Genomic DNA, 20,339 nt, shown 5'->3' on the forward strand with positions numbered 1-20,339 from the left:
CCACGCGATACGCGCCGCCCGATCGTTACCCCGCCGCCCGTACGTGATCGAGCAGCGCCTGCAACGGATGGCGCACCTGCTTCGACGACATGCGCTTCACCTGGCTGCGGCACGAATACCCGGTCGCCAGCGCCTCGCCTTCGTCCTCCGGCCCGTCCACGTGCGTCGCCCACGACTGCGAATAGATCGTCTTCGACGTCGCGAGATTGCGCGCCTCGTGCCCGTACGTGCCTGACATCCCGCAGCATCCGGTCGACTCGACCTTCAAGTGCAGCCCGCGCCGCGCGAACACCTGCGTCCATTGCTTGCCGCTGTCGGGCGCGTTGGTCTTCTCGGTACAGTGCGGCAGCAACCGGTACGCGCCGGCCGCACCGTGCGGGCCGGCTTCCGGCAGCGCGTGCAGCAACCACTCCTGCGGCAGCGCAACTTTCGGTACATCGCCGAGCCCCGTCACCTTCAGGTATTCCTGCCGGTACGTGAGCGTCATCGCCGGATCGAGGCCGACCAGCGCGACACCCGGGCGCGCCAGCGCGGCCAGCTGCGTCGCATTGCGGATCGCGGCCTTCTCGAACGCCTGCAGAAAGCCCTGTACGTGCAGCGCCTTGCCGTTCGGTGCGAGCGGTGCGAGCCACACCTGAAAGCCCGTGCGCGCGGCCAGCTCGATCAGCGTCGCCAATTGCTCGGTATCGAAATAGCGCGTGAACGTGTCCTGCACGATGACGACGCTGCGTGCGCGCTGCGCGTCGCTCAGCGCGGCAAGCGCATGCGGGTCGGCCGGCTTCACGTTCCATTGCCGGATCACGGCCGCAAGATCGAAGCGGCTCAGCAGCGGGCTGTCGACCATGCCGACCTGCCGTTCGAGCAGCGTGCGCACCCATCCCGCACGCATCAGCCCGTTGTACAGCGCGGGGACGCGCGCCATCCACGGCATCGTGAATTCGAGCGAGCCGATCAGGTAGTCGCGCAGCGGCCGCAGGTAGCGCTGGTGATACAGCTCGAGAAAGCGCGAGCGGAACTCGGGCACGTTGACCTTCACCGGGCACTGCCCCGCGCACGACTTGCACGCGAGGCACCCGGCCATCGCGTCGTACACCTCGTGCGAGAAATCGGCGTCACCGTTGCGCGCCGCGCGGCTGTTGCGCCAGCGCCCGGCCAGCCCGCGCAGGAACGGCTGCCGCGCCCGCGCCGCCGCGACGACGTCGATGCCGGCCTGTCCTTGCAGGCGCAACCATTCGCGCATCAGCGACGCACGCCCCTTCGGCGATTGCACGCGTTCGCGCGTCGCCTTCCACGACGGGCACATCGCGTCGTCCGGATCGAAGTTGTAGCACGCGCCGTTGCCGTTGCAGTGCATCGCGGTGCCGTAGCTCTGCCACACGCGCTCGTCGATCTGCCGGTCGTGGTCGCCGCGCGTCGGCACTTCGTCGATCTTCAGCAGCCGCATCGTGTGATCCGGCGGCGTCGCGATCTTGCCCGGGTTGAACTGGTTGCGCGGATCGAACGCGGCCTTCAGCTGCTGCAGCGACGGATACAGCTCGCCGAAAAACGCCGGCGCGTACTCGGAGCGTACGCCCTTGCCGTGCTCGCCCCATAACAGGCCACCATGCCGCTGCGTCAGTTCGGCCACCGCGTCCGACACGGGCCGCACCAGCGCGGCCTGCTTCGGGTCCTTCATGTCGAGCGCCGGGCGCACGTGCAGCACGCCCGCGTCGACGTGCCCGAACATCCCGTACTGCAGCCCGTGACCGTCGAGCAGCGCGCGGAATTCGGCGATGTACGCGGCGAGGTTCTCGGGCGGCACCGCGGTGTCCTCGACGAACGGCTGCGGACGCGCCTCGCCCTGCACGTTGCCGAGCAGGCCGACCGCGCGCTTGCGCATCGCATAGACACGCTTCACCGCATCGTCGCCGGCCGCGAGCGTATGGCCGAGGCGCTCCACGCTCGTATCGGTGCGCAGATGCTCGACGAACGCGCGCACGCGTGCATCGACGTCGTCCGCAACGTCGCCGCTGAATTCGATCAGGTTGATGCCGAGCGTCGGCCGCGGGTCGTCCTGCGGGAAATACTCGGCGACGCTGCTCCACACGAAATCCTTCATCGCGAGCATCAGCACCTTCGAGTCGACCGTCTCGATCGACAGCGGCTGGTGCCCGAGCAGCGCACGCGCATCGCGCAACGCATCCATGAAGCCCGCGTAGCGCACGTTGACCAGCACTGAATACTTCGGGATCGGCAGCACGTTGAGCTTCGCCTCGACGACGAAGCCGAGCGAGCCTTCCGCGCCGCACAGCACGCTGTTCAGGTTGAAGCGGCCGTCGGGTTCGCGCAGGTGCGCGAGGTCGTAGCCGGTCAGGCAGCGGTTGAGCTTCGGAAACTTCGCGTCGATCAGCGCCGCCTTGTCGTCGCTGATGCGGCGCGCGGTGCGGTAGACCTTGCCGATGCGGTCCTGCCGCGCGCAACGGCGCTCCAGCGCTTCGTCGTCGAGCGCGTCGCTGTGCAGTTGCTCGCCGCCCATCAGCACGAAATCGAGTTCGAGCACGTGGTCGCGCGTCTTGCCGTACGTGCAGCTGCCCTGCCCGCTCGCGTCGGTGTTGATCATCCCGCCGACGGTCGCGCGGTTCGACGTCGACAGCTCCGGCGCGAAAAACAGCCCGTGCGGCTTCAGCGCGGCATTGAGCTGATCCTTGACGACGCCTGCCTGCACGCGCACCCAGCGCTGCTCGACGTCGATTTCGAGGATCCGGTTCATGTTGCGCGACAGGTCGACGACGACGCCGTCCGTCAACGACTGCCCGTTGGTGCCCGTGCCGCCGCCGCGCGCGGCGACCGCGACGACGTGGTGCGCGGGTTCGGCCAGCAGCCGCGCCAGCAGCCGCACGTCATCGGCATGCGCGGGGCAGATCACCGCCTGCGGCAGGCGCTGGTAGATCGAGTTGTCGGTGGCCTGCACCGTCCGGTTCGCGTGGTCCGCGCGAATCTCCCCGGCGAATCCGGCGGCCCGCAGCGCGGCAAGAAAGTCGCGGTACGCGTGGGCGGGCGGGCTGGCGGGACGGGGCAACGGGGCGATCGACATGGGTAAAAGCGCAGTGTGGGTGGAGCCGGCCGATTCGCGCGCTCCGAAACATGATTTTTTGGCAAGTTTCCACGCGACCGGGAATTCCAGTATCTTCGGATATTCCTTGAGGAACAAACGAATTCTCGCCCGGCGAATATTGCATAAAACTCATGAATTACCGTCGTCTGACCCCGTCGATGTCACTGCTGCTCGTGTTCGAGGCCGCCGCGCGGCATGAAAGCTACACGCGCGCGGCCGAGGAACTGTCGCTGAGCCAGAGCGCGATCAGCCGGCAGGTCCAGACGCTGGAGGATCAGCTCGGTGTCCCGCTGTTCCGGCGCGAGGGGCGCTCGGTGAAGCTGACCGAAGTCGGCCGCCGCTACTTCGCGGAACTGAGCGGCGCGCTCGGGCGCATCCGCGGCGCGACGCTGCAGGCGATGTCGCACCAGGCGGGCGCCGGCACGCTGCGGCTCGCCACCTTGCCGACCTTCGGCTCGAAATGGCTGCTGCCGCACCTGCACGACTTCTACACCGCGCATCCGGGCGTGACGGTGCACCTTCATTCGCGGATCGGCGCGATCGATTTCCTCAACGACGACCTCGACGCGGCCATCACCGTCGGCGCGGGCGACTGGCCTGGCCTGCACGCGCACCGGCTGTACAACGAGTTCCTGATCGCGATCGCGCCGCCCGACCCGGGCAGCGGCCGCAAGGCCGACGCGCGCACGCCGGCGTGGGCCGCGAAGCAGACGCTGCTGGGCGTGACGAGCAACCAGCACGCGTGGGCCGAGTGGTTCTCGCACTATCGGCTCGACCATCGCCAGATGCGCATCGGCCCGAGCTTCGAGCTGACGTCACACCTGATCCAGGCCGTGCGCGCCGGGATGGGGATCGGGCTGGTGCCGAAGGTGCTGGTGGAAGATGAATTGAGCCGCGGCGAGCTGGTATCGATCGGCGACGCGATTACGAGCCAGCGCAGCTACTACCTCGTCTATCCGCCAGGCAACGAGACACTGCCGTCGCTCGTTGCGTTCCGCGAATGGCTGCTGACGTCGTGCTGACGGGCGGCCGGCAGCGGGCCGCTCAGGTGCGCCATTCGCCGAGAATCTGCTCGGCCAGGTAATCGCACGGCGGGCGCGCGGACTGCGCGCTGCGCGCGAGCACGACTTCGAGCTCGCCCAGTGGCGGCAGCCCGTGGCTTTCCGACAGCTGCATCAGGTGATCCGGAATGCAGCAGCGCGCCAGCGGCGCGACCGCGAGCCCGGCCTCCACCATGCTCAGCAGCCCGAGGTGGCTCGGGCTTTCGTACGACATCCGGTACGGGATCTTCTGCCGGTTCAGCGCCTTGACCGCCTGATCGCGCGCCATGCTGCCGCCGTGCGTGAAAAAAGCCACCGGCAGCGGCCGCTCTTCCCATACGTTGCGCTTCGGCGACCCGGCCCAGACGAGCGGCTCCATCCGGATCAGCTCGCCGGTCACGCCCTTGATCCGCGTGAGGCATGCGAGGTCGACCGTGTTGTCCTTCAGCATCGGCACGAGCGCGCTGCTCGGCTGGCCGATCACGCGCAATTCCACGCGCGGATGCATCGCGGCGAATTTGCCGAGCACCTGCGGCAGCAGCGACGAAATGTAATCGTCCGGCACGCCGATCGTCACGCGGCCGCGGATCTCCGGGCGCACCACCGACGCCCATGCCTCGTCGCGCAGCGCGAGCATCCGGCGGCCGTACTCGGCGAGCATGGTGCCGTCGCCGGTCGCCGTCACGTTGCGCGTGTCGCGGATGAACAGCGGCTTGCCGAGCGCGTCTTCCAGCGCCCTGATCTGCATGCTCACCGCCGACGGCGACCGATGCACGGCCTGCGCGCCCTGCGCGAACGATCCGGTTTCGGCGACGGCCACCACCATCGCGAGCACATCGAGGTCGAGCTTTTTCATGTCGCTTCAGGAAATCTGATCAATCGATTCAGTTTATCCCGTTTTACTGTTCACCTCCACGGCCGGACAATGAATCCCGTCAGCACTCACTCGATGCAGGAAGCGGAAACATGCAACCCTCCGGATCGCTCTACGGATTTCTCGCCATCGGCGGCATGCTCGCGGTCACGCCCGGGCCGAACATGGTCTACGTGATGTCGCGCTCGATCGCGCAAGGCCGTACGGCCGGGCTCATTTCACTGGCCGGCGTGATGATCGGCTACCTGTTCTACATGTTCGGCGCGGCGTTCGGCATCACGACGCTGTTCATGAGCGTGCCCTATGCAGGCACCGTGCTGGGCGCGGTCGGCGCGGTCTACCTGCTGTACCTGGCGTGGCAGGCGGTCCGGCCCGGCGGACGTTCGCCGTTCGAGGTGCAGGCACTGCCGGACGAGCAGCCGATGCGCCTGCTCGCGATGGGCGCGACGACCAGCGTGCTGAACCCGAAGCTCGCGATGCTGTTCGTGTCGCTGCTGCCGCAGTTCATCGACTACCGGCAGGGCAGCGTGTTCGGCCAGTCGCTGTTTCTCGGGTCGCTGCTGATCGCCGCGTTTGCGTCGGCCAACGGGCTGGTGGCGATCTGCTCGAGCAGCATCGCGAAGTTCCTGCACGGGCGCCCGACGCTGCTGCTCGCGCAGCGCTGGGCGATGGGTGTCATCCTCGGCGGGCTCGGTGTGCAGATGGTGGTCGAAGCATCGAAGCTGGCGGGGGTTGCGTGACAGCGGCCGGCACACGCGTCCAATGAAACCGGCCAGCCGGCACGCATGCCCGGCTGGCCGCGCCGCGCCGGCGCCGCGCCGTCATTTCGTCAGCAACTCGGCCTCGAGCTCGCGCAGCCGCTCCGGAAACCGGATGCGCAGCACCAGGAACCACCCGAGCCCGATCGCCAGCAGCGCGACGAACACATACGGCAGCCATGCATAAACGCCGTCCGGCGCCGGATACACGCTGCCGGCGAGCGGAATCGCGAGCAGCACGACCGCGACGATGCTGATCGCCACATGCCGCGCGCGCAGCCGGCGCTGCCGGCGCAAGTAGAGCGGCGCGCCGATCGCCACCAGCACGTATGCGAGCAGCCAGCCATACGTCGCGATCGAGCTGAGATAGCCGTACGAATCGAGCAGCGCAGTGCCGCGCGCGGTAAACACCAGCGCGGTGACGAGCGCCGACGCAGCGATCACCGCGACCGCGACGTGTGGCGTTGCATTCCGCGCGTGCGCGCGCCCGGTCGACGCATGCAGCACACCCTGCCGCCCGAACGTATAGACGATGCGCGCCGCCGCGTTGATCGACGAGAAGAAGGCCGCGAAGAAGCTCAGCGCGACGCCCGCGTCGATCAGCACGCCGACCCACCCGGCCCCCAGCCGGTGCGCGAGCACGGCAAGCGGGCCGTCGACCCGGTCGAGCGGCGGCGTCTGCCCGTGGAACGCGCTCACCATCCCGTACGCGCCGATCACGAACAGCAGCGCGGGCCCGACGACGCTGATCAGCACCGCGCGCGGAATCGCGCGGAACGGGTCGCGCGCCTCGGCGCCGAGCACGGTCGCGCTCTCGAAACCGGTGAAGCTGAAGAACGCGAGCACCATGCCGAGCTGGAGTTGCGTCGGCTTCACGCCCTCGAGCGTCAGTTGCGCGCGATCGACCGGATGACCGCCGAACGCGATCGTCGCGATCACGACGACGGCGATCAGCAGCAGCGTCGCCAGCTCGACGAACAACGTGAAACGCGTGGAAAGCCGGATGTCGCGAAACGCGATGTACCACGCGGCGAACGCGGTTGCGACCGTGAGGCCGAGCACCGTGCCGACCGGTGTCGCGCCACCGAGCAGCCCCGTTTCGCGGCCGAGCACGAGGAACGTGTTGATCGTTCCCTGCAGGATGCCTGCGGCGGCCACCGCATAGGCGATCAGCAGCGACCAGCCGCAGATCGCGCCCCAGATCGGCCCGATACCGGCCGACACATACGCATACAGCGCCCCCGGCGACGCCGAATCGCGCGCGAACACCGAGATGCTCCACGACGAGAACAGCAGCGCGACGATCGCGAACAGGTAGGCGAGCCATGTGCCGTTGCCGGCCGTCGCGAACACGGCGGGGATCAGCACGCCGATTCCGCCCGACACGCCGACGAGGCCGATCGACTGTGCGATCAGTTCGGGCAGGCTCAGGTAGTTGCGCCGCAGGCCGCCTGCCTGCGGTGCGGTGTCCTGCACAGGGCGCGCCTGCGCGGAGGTGGCTGGATGACTCATTGGTCTGTCTCGTCAGGAATGGCGCGGCGCGGCGGCCTTGGCTGCCGCCAGGGCCGCGCGAAACCGAGCTGTCGTACGTATCGGAAAACCCCGCACCGTGTGCCGGTCAGTTCCACGAATGGCGCGCGGGCTTCACACCGTTGAGGTAGTAGTTGCCGATCGCGTGGTACTTCCAGCGCACGGGGTCGTGCAGCGTATGCACGCGCGCGTTGCGCCAGTGCCGGTCGAAGTTGTATTTCGCGAGTGTCGACTTGCTGCCGCCGAGTTCGAACAGCTTGCTCGCGGCCAGCAGCGACACTTCGGTCGTCGCGATCTTCGCCTCGCCGACCGCGATCGCGGCCTGCGCGACCGTTTCCTCGCCCGGCTCGCGCTTCGCCGCGTCGACGAAACGCCCCGAACGCGCGAGCAGCGCTTCGGCCGCGTGGATGCGGTACGCGATGTCGCCGATCTGCGCGACGGTCAGCGGGTCGTCGCTCGCGCGTTCGACGCCGCTGTCGATCCACGGACGCGCGTGCTGCTGCACGAACGCGATCGTGTCCTGGAGCGCGGCGCGCGCGATGCCGAGATCGATCGCGGCAGTCGTGATCTGCGCGAACGGCCCCGCGAAGGTCGGGCGGTCGTACGAGCGCTGCGTGTGGAAGATCTCGAACGGGCTCACGCGCACGTTCTCGACGATCACCGTGCCGCTCGCGGTCGTGCGCTGCCCGAAGCCGCTCCAGTCGTCCACCACGGTCAGCCCCGGCGCGCCCTGCCGCACGAACGCGAGCACCGCCTGATCCGACTCGTCGAGCGCGAGCACCGGAATCCAGTGCGCGAACAGCGTGCCGGTCGAATAGAACTTGCGCCCGTTCAGCACGAACGCGTCGCCATCGCGGCGCACGCGCGTCTGGATGTCGAGCACGTTCTTGCCGCCGGCTTCGGAAAAGGCATTGCCGTAGCGCGTACCCTTCAGCACGAGGTCGAAGAAGAAGCGCTTCTGCGCATCGCTGCCTTCGAGACGGATGTCTTCGATCAGGCAGTAGTGATTCTGCGGAATCTGGCCGAGCGACGGGTCGGCCTGCGACACGATCGCGATCACTTCCGCGAGCGTCACGCTCGACACTTCCGCGCCGCCGTATTCGCTCGGGACGGTGATGCCCCACAGGCCGCTCGACGAAAACAGTTCGATCTCGTCGAACGGCAGTTTCCGCTCGCGGTCACGCAGCGCCGCGTGCTCCTGAAGTTGGGCGGCAACGCGATGCGCGACGTCGATCGCTTCGGCATCGGAGCCGATCACGGGAACGCGGTGGGTTTCTGCTTGCTGCGATGCACCTGCTTCGATGATTTCCGTGGACATAAGATTTCCGGCAAAACCCCTGAACCGGCCGACGATGCCGCGAAGGCATTCGTCGACCTCCTGTTTCCCTTTCCGCAACGTCGAGCCGGGCCGGCCGGTGATGACAGCCCCCGGCCGGCCCGCTTCAATCCACCCGCGTCACGCAGCCACTGCCTGCCGCTGCGCTTCGAGTTCGCGCACGAGCGGCAGCACGCGCTGGCCGAAGTACTCGACTTCCTCGATGAAGTGCAAGAACCCGGCGAGCACGAGATCGACGCCGATCGCCTTCAGCGCGACGATCCGCTCGGCAATCTGCTGCGGCGTGCCGATCAGGTTCGTGCGGAAGCCGTCGTTGTACTGAACGAGATCCTCGAACGTCGATTTCGCCCAGTTGCCCTCGCCTTCGGGCGATGCCTTGCCGGCCTCCTTCACCGCATCGCCGAACGCATGCACGGCCTCCACGTGCGCGTGCCGGATGATGTCGTCGAGCACGGCCTGCGCCTCCTCCTCGGTGTCGCGCGCGATCACGAACGCGTTGACGCCGATCCGCACGCGATGGTTGTTCGCGGCCGCCTTCGCGCGGATGTCGTCGATCTGCGCCTTCAGGTTCTCCGGCGTATTGCCGTTCGTGAAATACCAGTCCGACACGCTCGCCGCGTTGTCGCGCGCCGCGCGCGAGCTGCCGCCCTGGAAGATTTCCGGATGCGGCTTCTGCACCGGCTTCGGGCTCAGCGTGTAGTCGTTGAAGCGGTAGAAGTCGCCCTTGAACGTGAAGTTGTCCTGCGTCCAGATGCCTTTCAGCGCCTGGATGAATTCCTTCGAGCGCCGATAGCGTTCATCATGTTCGAGCCACGGCTCGCCGATCGCGGTGAATTCGCCCTTGAACCAGCCGCTCACGACGTTGATCGCAATGCGACCGTTCGAGATGTGGTCGATCGTCGCGAGTTGCTTCGCGACCACGGCCGGATGCCACGGCCCCGGCAGGATCGCGGCGAGCACCTTGAGCTTCGTCGTCGCATGCAGCAGCGCCTGGCTGAACGACACCGACTCGTGCTGGTATTCCGCGCCGTAGCCGGCCGTGAAGCGGATCTGGCTCAGCGCATAGTCGAAGCCGGCCGCCTCGGCCGTGCGCGCGAGCTGCTGGTTGTATTCGAGGCTCCAGTCGGTGCGCTGCTCGATCGTGCTGACGACGAGGCCGCCGCTGACGTTCGGCACCCAGTACGCGAATTTGACGCCGTCGGCGGAAGGGTCGGTAAGGCTCATGAAGGTGTCCTGGTCGAAGGAGAAACGAAAGCGGCCTACGCGGCCACGGTGGAAAGCGCATGCGGGCGCAGTTGCGGCACGGCGCGATCGACGGCGAGCGCGATGCGCTCGCGCAGCGCCGGGTTCGCGATCCGGTACTGGTCGAAGTCGCTTTCGGACGCGTACACGCCGATCGGCAGCGTGCGCGCCTGGAAGAAGCTGAACAGCGGCCGCAGTTGATGGTCGATCACGAGCGCATGTCGCTCGCTGCCGCCGGTGGCCGCGAGCAGCACGGGCACGTCGACGAGCGCGTCGTGGCGCACGAGGTCGAACAGGTGCTTGAACAGGCCCGTGTATGACGCGCGATAGACCGGGCTCGCGACAACGAGCGCGTCGACCGTCTCGATCGCGCGGATCAGTGCTTCAAGGTCGGCCGGCACCTGCGCGCGCGTCAGCGCGCCGGCCAGCCGGCTGCCGATCTCGCCGAGTTCGATCAGCCGCGTATCGATCGGCAGCGCGGCGCCGAGTGCCGCGACGATCTCGTTGGTCAGCGTCAGCGTGCGCGACGGCCGTTGCAGGCTGCCCGATATCGCGACCACGTTGAGGGTGTTGCTCATGCGATGCGTTCCCGTTGTCGAGCCGCGTGTCGATGCGGCGATACCGCTTCGGGTCAGCAAGGAGCGTGCCATTCGCACGACTGTCTCGCGGCGTGATCGTCTGCATCGCGAAGTTTTTCGCGATCGCCCGCCTGGCGCGGCATTCGCCCAAATGCACGCGCGCGGCAAGCGTTCCGGTGCGCGTGTCACATCGATATTCCACGGCGTGATGAACCGGGTGAAGCGATCGTGCTTGCGAACTGCTGCCCAGGAAGCAGCGCATCGCACGTCATCACATCGAATCCGGCGCTCATGCATCGGAGCAAGCCCGCTCACCCGCACCATTGCAGGTTCCGCAGCAATCGCGCTTTGGTTATCAGAAATCGATGCTTTTCGCGCGTGGCGAAACGTTGAACACTCTGCTGACCACGCAGCAGCCGGACTCGCTGCGCCCGTCGGCACGGGTCCGCTTCACCCGGCTCACCCGGCCATTCAACGGTTCATCGCCATGACTTCCATTTCCGCATCGCCGCGCCCGCTCAACCTTCGTGTCGTCGCCGCGCGCCGCGACGCGTCGGAAACACACGATCCGTCCGACCTGCACGCTGCGGAACGCACCGCCTCCGTCCTGACGATGCCCGGACGCCCCGCACCGGCCCGCGCACGGGCGCAGGTGTTTGCCGATCCGCGTTCGCTCGCACTGCTCGAACAGGTGCGCCGTGTCGCACCGAGCGACGCGAACGTGCTGATCGTCGGCGAGACGGGCACCGGCAAGGAACTGATCGCGCGGCACGTGCACGATCTTGGCGATCGCCGCGACGGGCCGTTCGTCGCGGTGAACTGCGGCGCGTTCTCCGACACGCTCGTCGACAGCGAACTGTTCGGCCACGAGAAAGGCGCGTTTACGGGCGCCGTCAGCGCGAAGCCCGGCTGGTTCGAAGCCGCGCATGGCGGCACGCTGTTTCTCGACGAGATCGGCGACCTGCCGCTGTCGATGCAGGTCAAGCTGCTGCGCGTACTGCAGGAGCGCGAGGTCGTGCGGCTCGGTTCGCGCACGGGCATTCCGGTCGACGTGCGCGTGGTCGCGGCGACCAACGTCGATCTGCAACAGGCGGTGGCCGCCGGGCATTTCCGCGGCGACCTGTACTACCGTCTCAATGTCGTGCAGCTCGCGGTACCGCCGCTGCGCGAGCGGCCGGGCGACATCCTGCCGCTCGCGCGTCACTTCTTCGACGGCTACCGCGCGCGCCTCGGCGACGGACCACGCAGCATCGATCCGCGCGCCGAGCGCCGGCTCGTGTCGCATCACTGGCCCGGCAATATCCGCGAACTGGAGAACGTGATCCATCACGCGCTGCTCGTGTGCCGCCACGATGTGCTGCGCGACACCGACCTGCACCTTGCGCCGCCATGCGCGCCGCCGGCCGTCATGCCTGCGCAGGAACCGTCCGCCCACGCTCAGGCAGCGTTCGAACATGCGCTGCGCGACCTGTTCGACGACGGACACGGCAACCTCTTCGAACACATCGAGGACACCGTGATGCGCGTCGCGTTCGACTTCAGCCACCGCAACCAGATCCGGGCCGCGCAGTTGCTCGGCATCAGCCGCAACGTGCTGCGCGCGCGGCTGATCCGCGCGAAGGTCATTGCAGCGCTGAAGTGACCGCAGCCGACGGTGCGATCGCGCCGCAATCCGTGCATTGACGTCCGAACCTGATGTATCGTGGCGCGAAGCACGTGCTGCGTTGCCGCTCCCGCATCCGGTTGCCCGTCACGCAACCGCCCGCACCCGGCGGCCAGGCACCCGCACGATTCTCCGCAATACGAAAGCCGGCCGGCGCCCGTGCGGGCCCGGTCGCGCCCCGTTCACCCGTCCGGAATCCGCTGCCATGAAAAAGCTTGTAAACCGCCCGTCCGATGTCGTGCGAGAAATGCTGGAAGGCATCGCGCGGCAATCGCCGCATCTCGCGATCCTCGGCGACGAGCACGTGCTCGTCCGCCAGCCGCTGCCCGAACCGTCTCAGCGCCCCGTCGCAATCCTGTCCGGCGGCGGCAGCGGCCACGAGCCCGCACACGGCGGCTATGTCGGCGAAGGGATGTTGAGCGCGGCCGTCTGCGGCGAGGTGTTCACGTCGCCGTCCACCGACGCCGTGCTCGCCGCGATCCGCGCGAGCGCCGGCCCCAACGGCGCGCTGCTGATCGTGAAGAACTACACGGGCGACCGGCTCAATTTCGGGCTCGCCGCCGAGCTTGCACGCGCCGAAGGCATTCCGGTCGAAACGGTCATCGTCGCCGACGACGTATCGCTGCGCGGCCGTGTCGACCGCGGCCAGCGGCGCGGGATCGCCGGCACCGTGCTGATCCACAAGCTCGCCGGCGCGGCCGCCGCGCGCGGGCTGCCGCTTGCCCGCGTCGCGGCCGTCGCGCGCGACGCGGCGGCCGAGCTCGGCACGATGGGCGTCGCACTCGACGGCTGCACGATCCCGGGCGCCGACAAGTCCGGCTTCAGCCTCGGCGATCACGAGATCGAGCTCGGCCTCGGCATTCATGGCGAGAAAGGCGTCGAACGCCGTGCGCCGCTGCCGGCCGATGCGCTGGTCGACACACTGCTGTCGAGCATCGCCGCCGATCTCGTGCTCGACCGCGGCGAACGCGTCGCGCTGTTCGTCAACGGTCTCGGCGCAACACCGGACATGGAGCTCGCGATCGTGCTGCGTGCCGCGTACGACAACCTGACCCGGCGCGGCATCGTCGTCGCGCGTGCTTGGGCCGGCACGTTCCTGTCCGCGCTGAACATGCCCGGCTGCTCGATCTCGGTGCTGCGGCTGAACGACGAACGCGCTTCGCTGCTCGACGCGCCGACGCAGGCGCGTGCGTGGCCGGGCGGTGGCGCGGTGAATGCGCAGATCCGCGTGGCCGCAGCGGCGTCGCAGGATGCGCCGCTGCCGCCGCTCGACGCGGCCGGCCGCGCATGGGCTGCACGTCTGCGGCCGGCGCTGCAGGCGGTTGCACAAACGCTGATCGACCACGAGCAGACGCTGACGGATCTCGATGCGGCGGCCGGCGACGGCGACCTCGGCGCGAGCATGCTGCGCGCCGCGCAAGCGATCCTCGCGTTGCCCGACACCGCGTACGCCACGCCGGCCGGCGCACTCGCGGCGCTCGGCGCGGCGTTGCGCCGCGCGATCGCCGGCAGCTCCGGGCCGTTCTATGCAACCGCGCTGCTGCGCGCGGCGCGCAGGCTGGCGGATGTCGCCGAGCCGTCGGCGCGCGACTGGGCCGCGGCATTCCGCGCGGCCGTGGATTCGATCAGTGAACTGGGTGGCGCGCACGCCGGCGACCGGACGATGCTCGATGCGCTGGTGCCGGCCGTCGACGCATTCAGCCGCGCGCTCGACAGCGATCGCGACACCGCAAGCGCATGGACGGCGGCCGTCGAAGCGGCCGTCGAAGGCGCGGAGGCCACCGCGCGCATGACACCGCGCGCGGGGCGTGCGAGCTATCTCGGCGAGCGTGCGATCGGCACGCCGGATGGCGGCGCGGTAGCCGTGTCGTACTGGTTGCGCGCGTTGCAGCCGCACGTGCGCTGAACAGCGACGCGCGCGATGCGGGAAGGCGGTCGCGCCGCCCGCATCAGCCTGCCTTCATCCGCCCGGGCAACAGCATCGCGCCGACCAGCGCCGCGCCGAAACTCGCGAGCCAGCACCAGTAGCCGATCGCATCGAGGTGAACCGGCTCGACGGTGCCCGCTTCGTTCACGACGATCCGGTGCTGCGACAGGAAGCTCAGCCCGAACAGCAGCGCGAGCGCGGCCAGCACGGCCGCTTGCACGCGCAGGCGCTTCACGGTCAGTAACCACGCGCCGAACACGAGCGGGTTCGCGAGCCACGCAAAGATGCCGCCGAGCACGCCCATCCAGCCCGTCAACAGCACCTGCCAGCCATCGGCCCACGGGTGCGGGTCCGGCGCGCCGACGCGGAACGGCGCGGTGAACATCGCGACGAGATAGCACAGCATGCTGGCGGCGAGCAGTGCGGTGGCCGCGCGGCCCATCGGCTCACGGATGGGCGCGGAGGAAGGCGTCGTCGGGTTCATCGTGTCATCGCGTGCGGAAGATCGTCGCGATTCTGCCATACGCGGGCCGGCCGCCCTTCGGCTCAACGGCTTCGCCGGTACCGCGCCGCCGGCGCAGCGGCCCGCGCCTGCCGGCGCCCGGCCGCGTGCCGCGGGCGGCTTCGCGCCCGCTCAGCGGGACACGGCGGCGGCGGCCGCCGCCCCGCTCGCCCGCACGCGCTTCGCCGGATGGGTTTCCGGCATCCGCCAGTACACGAGCAGCGAAATCGCCGCGCAGGCCGCGACGTACCAGAAGAACATCGTCTCGCTGCCGCTCGCCTTCAGCCGCAGCGCGACGAACTCGGTCGTGCCGCCGAGGATCGCCGTCGTCAGCGCATACGGCAGCCCGACCGCCAGCGCACGGATCTGCGGCGGGAACAGCTCGGCCTTGACCAGCATGTGCACCGACGTGAACCCGCTCAGCACGACGAGCCCCGCGAACACCAGCGCGAACGCGGCGAGCGGATCGTGCACGTGTGCGAGCGTCGTGAAGATCGGCACCGACAGCAGCGTGCCGCCGATCCCGAACCACAGCAGCACCGGCCGGCGGCCGACATGGTCCGACACGAGGCCGAACAGCGGCTGCAGCGGCATGTACAGCAGCAGCGCGGCCGTGCAGATCCAGGTCGCCGTCTCCTTGTGCAGCCCGACCGAGTTGACGAGGTACTTCTGCATGTAGACGGTATACGTGTAGAACGCGACGGTGCCGCCGATCGTGATGCCGATCGCGAGCAGCAGTTCGCGCCAGTGGGCCGCGAGATCGGCCGACACCCGTGTCTTCGCCGCACGCGCGCGGCTGGCGATGAACGCATCGCTCTCGACGACGTTGCGGCGCATGTAGAGCGCGAACAGCGCGAGCACGCCGCCGACGAAGAACGGGATCCGCCAGCCCCAGCGTTCGATGTCGTGCGTGCCGGCGAAGATCCGCTGCATCGCGAGCATCAGGCCGAGCGCGACGAGCTGGCCGGCCACCACGCTCACCTGCAGGAAGCCGACGTAGAAGCCGCGCCGGTTCGGCGGGGCGATCTCGCTCAGGTAGGTTGCGCTGGTGCCGTATTCGCCGCCCATGCTGAGCCCCTGCAGCAACCGTGCGGCAACGAGCAGCACCGGCGCGAGCACGCCGATCGTCGCATAGCCGGGCGTGATGGCGATCAGCATCGATCCCGCGCACATCGCGAGCACCGACTTCGTCAGCGCGGCCTTGCGCCCGCGCCGGTCCGCATACAGGCCGACGAGCCAGCTTCCCGCCGGCCGTGCGATATACCCGACGGCCGCGATCGCCGCGGTGTTCATCAACTGCACGGTCGGGCGGTCGGCGGGAAAGAACGACGGCGCGAAGTAGATCGAGAAGATGCTGTAGGCGAGAAAGTCGTACCACTCGATCAGGTTGCCGGCCAGCCCGCCGACGATCGAGCCGATGCGCGGCGGTTCGCCGGCGGCTTCGGGAGAAGAAGGTGCCACGGTTGTCTCCAGGTTTTGTTCGTATGTGCCGGGCGGCTGCCGATATCGCCCGTGCCGGCTGCGGACGGGCGTTACACGCGTTATGCGCGTTATGCGCGGTCGGCCGCGTAGCGGGCGTCGAGCGCGTCGAAGCGCGCCTTGTCGACGAGCCGCTGCCGTTCGGCGAACGGCGCGACGAGCGCGGGATTCTCGTCGAGCCGCCCCGTGTCGCGCAGCTCCGTCAGCGCGGCCTGCATCCCGCGCACCGCGCCTTGCAGCGCCGCGTTCGCATACAGCACCACGCCGTAGCCGAGGCGCGCGAGCGCGTCGCGCGAACGCGTCGGCGTCTTGCCGCCGATCACGATGTTGATGAGCTGCGGCGTGTCGAACAGCGCCGGCAGACGCTCGACGTCCTCCGCTGACTCCATCGCCTCGATGAACAGCACGTCCGCGCCCGCTTCCGCATAACGATGGGCTCGCTCGATCGCGTCGTCGATGCCGTGGACCGCGGCCGCATCGGTGCGCGCGACGATCAGCAGGTTCGGATCCACGCGCGCGTCGATGGCCGCCTTCAGCTTGCCGACCATCTCGCCGGCCTCGATCACTTCCTTGCCCGCGAAATGGCCGCACTTCTTCGGCAGCACCTGGTCTTCGAGCTGGATCGCGTCCGCGCCGCTGCGCTCGAGCGTGCGCACCGTGTGCAGCACGTTCAGCGCATTGCCGAAACCGGTATCGGCATCGACCATCAGCGGCAGCTCGACCGCGTCGCGCACGCGCGCCGTGTGTTCGGCCAGCTCGCCGAGCCCGACGAAGCCGAGATCGGGCAGGCCGAGCGACATGTTGGTGACGCCCGCGCCGCTCAGGTACAGCGCGCCGAAGCCGAGATCGGCCGCGACGCGTGCGCTGAGCGCATTGAACGTGCCGGCGACGAGCAGCCCCTGGCGGGAAGCGATGCTGCGCCGGAACCCGGCGCGACGAAGTGCGGTGTGATCGGACATGCGGGGCCTCATTGGTCGAAACGAAACAGGGTGCGCGGCGAATCGCGCAGCACGCGCAGGCGCTCGCCGGAGTCGGGCAGCCAGCGCGCGAGCGCCGCATACGTCGCGTCGAAGTCGACGCGTTCGCGGTGCTGCGTGTGCGGCCAGTCGCTGCCCCACACGAGCCGCTCGGCCGTGAACGCGGTGCGCAGCGCGCGCGCGGCGCCGAACGCGTCGATCGCGCCGTCGCCGGCCACGCTGTTGCGATACGCGGCCGACAGCTTGACCCAGACGCGGCCGGTATCCGCGAGCAGCAGCAGGCGGCGGAAGCTGGGCGCGCGTTCGGCGAGCGCGGGCGACGGGCGGCCGAAATGGTCGATCACCAGCGTGCACGATTGCGCGAGCAGCGGCGCCGTGATGGTGTGCAGGTCCTCGATGCCGCGATGGATCTCGACGTGCCAGCCGAGCGCGTTGATGCGGGCGAACAGTGCGCGCCAAGCGGGTGCGCCGAAATCCGGAATCGGCAGCCCGACGAGGTTCAGCCGCATGCCGACCACGCCCGCCCGGTCGAGCGCATCGAGGTCGCGATCCGAAATCGTCGGGTCGACCACCGCGACACCACGAAAGCGGCGCGGGTAACGCCGCAGCACGTCGACGAAGAACGCGTTGTCGGTGCCGAGAAAGCTCGGCTGCACCAGTACCGCGTGCGTGATGCCGTGTTCGGCGAGATGCGCGACGTACGTGTCGAGCGACGCGTCGTAGTCGGGCGCGTGCCGCACCACCGGCGCGAGCGGCAGGCCGCGCGCGAATACATGCGCATGCGCATCGATGGCGGCGACGGCCGGGTCCGCTGTACACCACGCGTCCATCGACCGCGCAGCCGGAATCTGTTCGACGAGGTGAGTCACGAGTCGATCCATGAAGTCTGCAAGAGGCGCCCGGCCGCAGTGCCGGGCGGTTCGGTGGCGACGCGGCGAACGCTACAGCGACGCCTCTGCGCGCGGCTGGCCCTCGGCATTCGCGTCACCGCCAGGCGCGACGCCGGACAACCGGTGGCTGCGGGCTTCGGGCAGGAACCACACCGCGATCACGACGAGCCCGTAGGCGATGCCCGCGTCGATGCCGAGTGCCGTGCCGAGCGGCAGCGACTCGCCCATGCGCCCGACCAGCACCGGGAAGCCGGCCGACACGATCCGGCCGAAGTTGTAGCAGAAGCCCACGCCGCGCCCGCGCACGTTGCGCGGGTAAAGCTCGTTGAACAGCGTGCCGAGCGTCGCCGGAATGCCGGCCGAGAACAGGCCGAGCGGGAACCCGAGCAGCAGCATCGCGACATCGTTCAGCGGCAGGAACACGTACAGGTTCACCATCACCGCGCAGCACGCGGCGAACAGCATCACGTTGCGGCGGCGGCCGATCCGGTCCTGCAGGTACGCACTCAGGAAGCAGCCGCAGATGAACGCGACGATCACGACCGCGAGATACGCGCCGGTGCCGAGCACCGACAGGTGGCGCTCGGTCTTCAGGTAGGTCGGCAGCCAGATCGTGATGGCGTGATAGCCGCCGTGTGCGCCGACGCCGATCAGGCCGCCGACCACCGTCGCGCGCAGCACCGACCGGTCGAAGATGCCGACGGTCGGCCCATCGTCGGCGCTCGCTTGCGCCGATGCCTGGACCGGCGTCGCGTGCGGCGGCTCCGGAATCGCACGGCGGATATACAGCACCAGCAGCGCGGGCAATGCGCCGATCGCGAACAGCACGCGCCACGCCCACTCGGCCGGCACCCATGCGAACACCAGCATGTACAGCACCACGGCGCCGCCCCAGCCGAACCCCCACGCGCTCTGCACGACGCCCATCGCCTTGCCGCGGTGGCGCGCGCCGACCGTTTCGGCGAGCAGCACGGCGCCCGCGGTCCATTCGCCGCCGAAACCGAGGCCCTGCAGCGCCTTCAGTACGAGCAACTGCTCGAAGTTCTGCGCGAACGCGCTCAGGAACGTGAACAGCGAAAACCAGCACACGGTGATCTGCAGCGCGCGTACGCGGCCGTAGCGGTCGGCGATCATGCCGGCCAGCAACCCGCCGAGCGCACCGGACACGAGCGTCGCCCCGCCGATCAGCCCGGCCTGCCCCTTGCCGATGCCCCAGGTCGTGAGCAGCACGGGGATCACGAGGCTGAACATCTGCGTGTCGAGGCCGTCGAGCGCCCAGCCGGCAAAGCAGCCGCGCAACGTGCGCCGTTCGGTCGTCGATAGTTCGCGGGTCCAGTTCAATGCGGGTCTCCTCGTGTCGTCGTTCCATCGCGGCGCGCGGCGATGCCGTGGCCCGATGTGCATCCTATGAAGCGCTGGGATAATTCGCTACCATGTTTTGAATAATTATTCATAACGCAAGCTTATGGAAATCAGGCACGTCCGCTACTTCCTTGCGATCGTCGATACGGGCAGCTTCACGCGCGCGGCCAACGAACTCGGCATTGCGCAGCCGGCGCTCAGCCAGGCGCTGAACCGGATGGAGAAGGAACTGGGTGTCCGGCTGTTCGACCGCTCGCGGCGCGGGGCGACGCTGACGCCGGCCGGCCTCGCGATGGTCGACGACCTGCGGCTGAGTCTCGCGCGGCTCGACGCGGCCGCGCACCGGGCCAGCGAGATCGGCGCGCAACGCGCCGGGCGCCTGACGATCGGCTTCGTCAGCGCCGCGCTGTTCGACACGCTGCCGCGTGCGATCCGCGCGTTGCGTGAAAGCGCACCCGACGTCGAGCTCGTGATGCGCGAGATGAGCAATGCCGAACAGGCGATCGCGCTCGAGCGCGGCGAGATCGACATCGGGCTGCTGCACACGCCGGTGGCCGTGAACGGCCGGATGCGCGAGAAGCTGATCCGGCGCGACCCGCTCGTCGCCGTGCTGCCGAAGGATTTCCGGCGCCAGCCCGACGGCACGGTTACGCTGCAGGATCTCTCTGCCGTCGGCCTCGTGTGGTTTCCGCACGATCAACTGCCGCTGATCCGCGCGGGCATCCTCAGCGCGTTCCGTCAGGCCGGGCATCCGGTGGACATCGTGCTCGACGTGAACCGCACGCTGACCGTCGTCGCGTGCGTCGCTGCCGGATGCGGCGTGTCGCTGCTGCCACGCTCGATCCACGCGTTCGCGTTCGACGGCGTCACATACAGCCCGGTCCGCGACGGCGCCGCGCTGCCGAATTTCGAATTGAGCGCGATCTGGCCCGCACGGTCGCGTCCGACGCTCGCGGACCGTTTCGCCGCGCTGCTGCCGTCGGACGATACGCGCGCCTGAGCATCCGGCCGGCCGGAGCAACCGCCCGTGTGCGCCGCGCGGAACATCGGCGACGCCAACATCGAGGCATCCAGATGCGCTCGTATC

General features: G+C 68.8%; 16 protein-coding genes. 5 read left to right on the forward strand and 11 right to left on the reverse strand.

What is annotated here, in order from left to right; all coding sequences use genetic code 11:
* Nucleotides 1–25: 25 nt before the first annotated feature.
* Nucleotides 26–3,073: an FAD-binding and (Fe-S)-binding domain-containing protein gene (locus HWX87_RS08525; RefSeq protein ID WP_176046717.1), complete on the reverse strand. Its 3,048-nt coding sequence runs from the start codon at nucleotides 3,071–3,073 to the stop codon at nucleotides 26–28.
* A 152-nt stretch (nucleotides 3,074–3,225) separates the two neighbouring features.
* On the opposite strand from HWX87_RS08525, the gene HWX87_RS08530 reads away from it, so the two are divergent.
* Nucleotides 3,226–4,116 carry a LysR substrate-binding domain-containing protein gene (locus HWX87_RS08530; RefSeq protein ID WP_176046718.1) on the forward strand — a complete coding sequence of 297 codons (891 nt, stop codon included), beginning with the start codon at nucleotides 3,226–3,228 and terminating at the stop codon, nucleotides 4,114–4,116.
* Between the two features lie 22 nt (nucleotides 4,117–4,138).
* Here HWX87_RS08530 and HWX87_RS08535 read toward each other — a convergent pair whose 3' ends face one another.
* Complete coding sequence (locus HWX87_RS08535) at nucleotides 4,139–4,990, reverse strand: LysR substrate-binding domain-containing protein (protein ID WP_176046719.1); 852 nt, start codon at nucleotides 4,988–4,990, stop codon at nucleotides 4,139–4,141.
* 110 nt (nucleotides 4,991–5,100) lie between these two features.
* Between HWX87_RS08535 and HWX87_RS08540 the strand changes: the two genes are divergently transcribed.
* The gene (locus tag HWX87_RS08540) at nucleotides 5,101–5,748 is read left to right on the forward strand and encodes a LysE family translocator (protein WP_176046720.1); all 648 of its coding nucleotides are present in this window, start codon (nucleotides 5,101–5,103) and stop codon (nucleotides 5,746–5,748) included.
* A gap of 81 nt (nucleotides 5,749–5,829) precedes the next feature.
* Here HWX87_RS08540 and HWX87_RS08545 read toward each other — a convergent pair whose 3' ends face one another.
* The 4 genes from HWX87_RS08545 to msuE form a co-directional block, all read right to left on the reverse strand.
* Nucleotides 5,830–7,278, reverse strand: coding sequence for an APC family permease (locus HWX87_RS08545; protein WP_176046721.1), 1,449 nt, complete (start codon nucleotides 7,276–7,278; stop codon nucleotides 5,830–5,832).
* Between the two features lie 106 nt (nucleotides 7,279–7,384).
* A complete protein-coding gene (locus HWX87_RS08550) occupies nucleotides 7,385–8,614 on the reverse strand; it encodes an SfnB family sulfur acquisition oxidoreductase (protein ID WP_176046722.1) in 1,230 nt (409 codons plus the stop codon).
* Between the two features lie 138 nt (nucleotides 8,615–8,752).
* Nucleotides 8,753–9,856 carry a dimethylsulfone monooxygenase SfnG gene (sfnG, locus tag HWX87_RS08555; RefSeq protein ID WP_176046723.1) on the reverse strand — a complete coding sequence of 368 codons (1,104 nt, stop codon included), beginning with the start codon at nucleotides 9,854–9,856 and terminating at the stop codon, nucleotides 8,753–8,755.
* Between the two features lie 35 nt (nucleotides 9,857–9,891).
* Nucleotides 9,892–10,452: an FMN reductase gene (msuE, locus tag HWX87_RS08560; RefSeq protein WP_176046724.1), complete on the reverse strand. Its 561-nt coding sequence runs from the start codon at nucleotides 10,450–10,452 to the stop codon at nucleotides 9,892–9,894.
* A 487-nt stretch (nucleotides 10,453–10,939) separates the two neighbouring features.
* On the opposite strand from msuE, the gene HWX87_RS08565 reads away from it, so the two are divergent.
* On the forward strand, nucleotides 10,940–12,094 hold the full coding sequence (locus HWX87_RS08565; RefSeq protein WP_176046725.1) for a sigma 54-interacting transcriptional regulator: 1,155 nt from the start codon (nucleotides 10,940–10,942) through the stop codon (nucleotides 12,092–12,094).
* Nucleotides 12,095–12,320: 226 nt separating this feature from the next.
* Nucleotides 12,321–14,021: a dihydroxyacetone kinase family protein gene (locus tag HWX87_RS08570; RefSeq protein ID WP_176046726.1), complete on the forward strand. Its 1,701-nt coding sequence runs from the start codon at nucleotides 12,321–12,323 to the stop codon at nucleotides 14,019–14,021.
* Nucleotides 14,022–14,064: 43 nt separating this feature from the next.
* Here the strand turns inward: HWX87_RS08570 and HWX87_RS08575 are convergent, their stop codons facing one another.
* The 5 genes from HWX87_RS08575 to HWX87_RS08595 all read right to left on the reverse strand — a co-directional run bounded on the left by HWX87_RS08575 (nucleotide 14,065) and on the right by HWX87_RS08595 (nucleotide 19,231).
* On the reverse strand, nucleotides 14,065–14,526 hold the full coding sequence (locus HWX87_RS08575) for a hypothetical protein (RefSeq protein WP_176046727.1): 462 nt from the start codon (nucleotides 14,524–14,526) through the stop codon (nucleotides 14,065–14,067).
* A gap of 150 nt (nucleotides 14,527–14,676) precedes the next feature.
* Entirely contained in the window at nucleotides 14,677–16,005 is a 1,329-nt protein-coding gene (locus tag HWX87_RS08580) for an MFS transporter (protein WP_176046728.1), read from the reverse strand.
* An 89-nt stretch (nucleotides 16,006–16,094) separates the two neighbouring features.
* On the reverse strand, nucleotides 16,095–16,982 hold the full coding sequence (locus HWX87_RS08585) for an oxaloacetate decarboxylase (RefSeq protein WP_176046729.1): 888 nt from the start codon (nucleotides 16,980–16,982) through the stop codon (nucleotides 16,095–16,097).
* An 8-nt stretch (nucleotides 16,983–16,990) separates the two neighbouring features.
* Nucleotides 16,991–17,881 carry an amidohydrolase family protein gene (locus HWX87_RS08590; RefSeq protein WP_176046730.1) on the reverse strand — a complete coding sequence of 297 codons (891 nt, stop codon included), beginning with the start codon at nucleotides 17,879–17,881 and terminating at the stop codon, nucleotides 16,991–16,993.
* Nucleotides 17,882–17,941: 60 nt separating this feature from the next.
* The gene (locus HWX87_RS08595) at nucleotides 17,942–19,231 is read right to left on the reverse strand and encodes an MFS transporter (protein ID WP_176046731.1); all 1,290 of its coding nucleotides are present in this window, start codon (nucleotides 19,229–19,231) and stop codon (nucleotides 17,942–17,944) included.
* Between the two features lie 124 nt (nucleotides 19,232–19,355).
* Between HWX87_RS08595 and HWX87_RS08600 the strand changes: the two genes are divergently transcribed.
* Complete coding sequence (locus tag HWX87_RS08600; RefSeq protein ID WP_176046732.1) at nucleotides 19,356–20,252, forward strand: LysR family transcriptional regulator; 897 nt, start codon at nucleotides 19,356–19,358, stop codon at nucleotides 20,250–20,252.
* Nucleotides 20,253–20,339: the final 87 nt, after the last annotated feature.

It is taken from the genome of Burkholderia sp. BCC1644 (assembly GCF_902833225.1).
Taxonomy (GTDB): Bacteria; Pseudomonadota; Gammaproteobacteria; order Burkholderiales; family Burkholderiaceae; genus Burkholderia.

Excerpts from the sequence above, each read along its gene's own strand:
- HWX87_RS08525 (WP_176046717.1), bottom strand. The coding sequence starts at position 3,073 with ATGTCGATCGCCCCGTTGCCCCGTCCCGCCAGCCCGCCCGCCCACGCG.
- HWX87_RS08530 (WP_176046718.1), top strand. The coding sequence starts at position 3,226 with ATGAATTACCGTCGTCTGACCCCGTCGATGTCACTGCTGCTCGTGTTC.
- HWX87_RS08535 (WP_176046719.1), bottom strand. The coding sequence starts at position 4,990 with ATGAAAAAGCTCGACCTCGATGTGCTCGCGATGGTGGTGGCCGTCGCC.
- HWX87_RS08540 (WP_176046720.1), top strand. The coding sequence starts at position 5,101 with ATGCAACCCTCCGGATCGCTCTACGGATTTCTCGCCATCGGCGGCATG.
- HWX87_RS08545 (WP_176046721.1), bottom strand. The coding sequence starts at position 7,278 with ATGAGTCATCCAGCCACCTCCGCGCAGGCGCGCCCTGTGCAGGACACC.
- HWX87_RS08550 (WP_176046722.1), bottom strand. The coding sequence starts at position 8,614 with ATGTCCACGGAAATCATCGAAGCAGGTGCATCGCAGCAAGCAGAAACC.
- sfnG (WP_176046723.1), bottom strand. The coding sequence starts at position 9,856 with ATGAGCCTTACCGACCCTTCCGCCGACGGCGTCAAATTCGCGTACTGG.
- msuE (WP_176046724.1), bottom strand. The coding sequence starts at position 10,452 with ATGAGCAACACCCTCAACGTGGTCGCGATATCGGGCAGCCTGCAACGG.
- HWX87_RS08565 (WP_176046725.1), top strand. The coding sequence starts at position 10,940 with ATGACTTCCATTTCCGCATCGCCGCGCCCGCTCAACCTTCGTGTCGTC.
- HWX87_RS08570 (WP_176046726.1), top strand. The coding sequence starts at position 12,321 with ATGAAAAAGCTTGTAAACCGCCCGTCCGATGTCGTGCGAGAAATGCTG.
- HWX87_RS08575 (WP_176046727.1), bottom strand. The coding sequence starts at position 14,526 with ATGAACCCGACGACGCCTTCCTCCGCGCCCATCCGTGAGCCGATGGGC.
- HWX87_RS08585 (WP_176046729.1), bottom strand. The coding sequence starts at position 16,982 with ATGTCCGATCACACCGCACTTCGTCGCGCCGGGTTCCGGCGCAGCATC.
- HWX87_RS08590 (WP_176046730.1), bottom strand. The coding sequence starts at position 17,881 with ATGGATCGACTCGTGACTCACCTCGTCGAACAGATTCCGGCTGCGCGG.
- HWX87_RS08600 (WP_176046732.1), top strand. The coding sequence starts at position 19,356 with ATGGAAATCAGGCACGTCCGCTACTTCCTTGCGATCGTCGATACGGGC.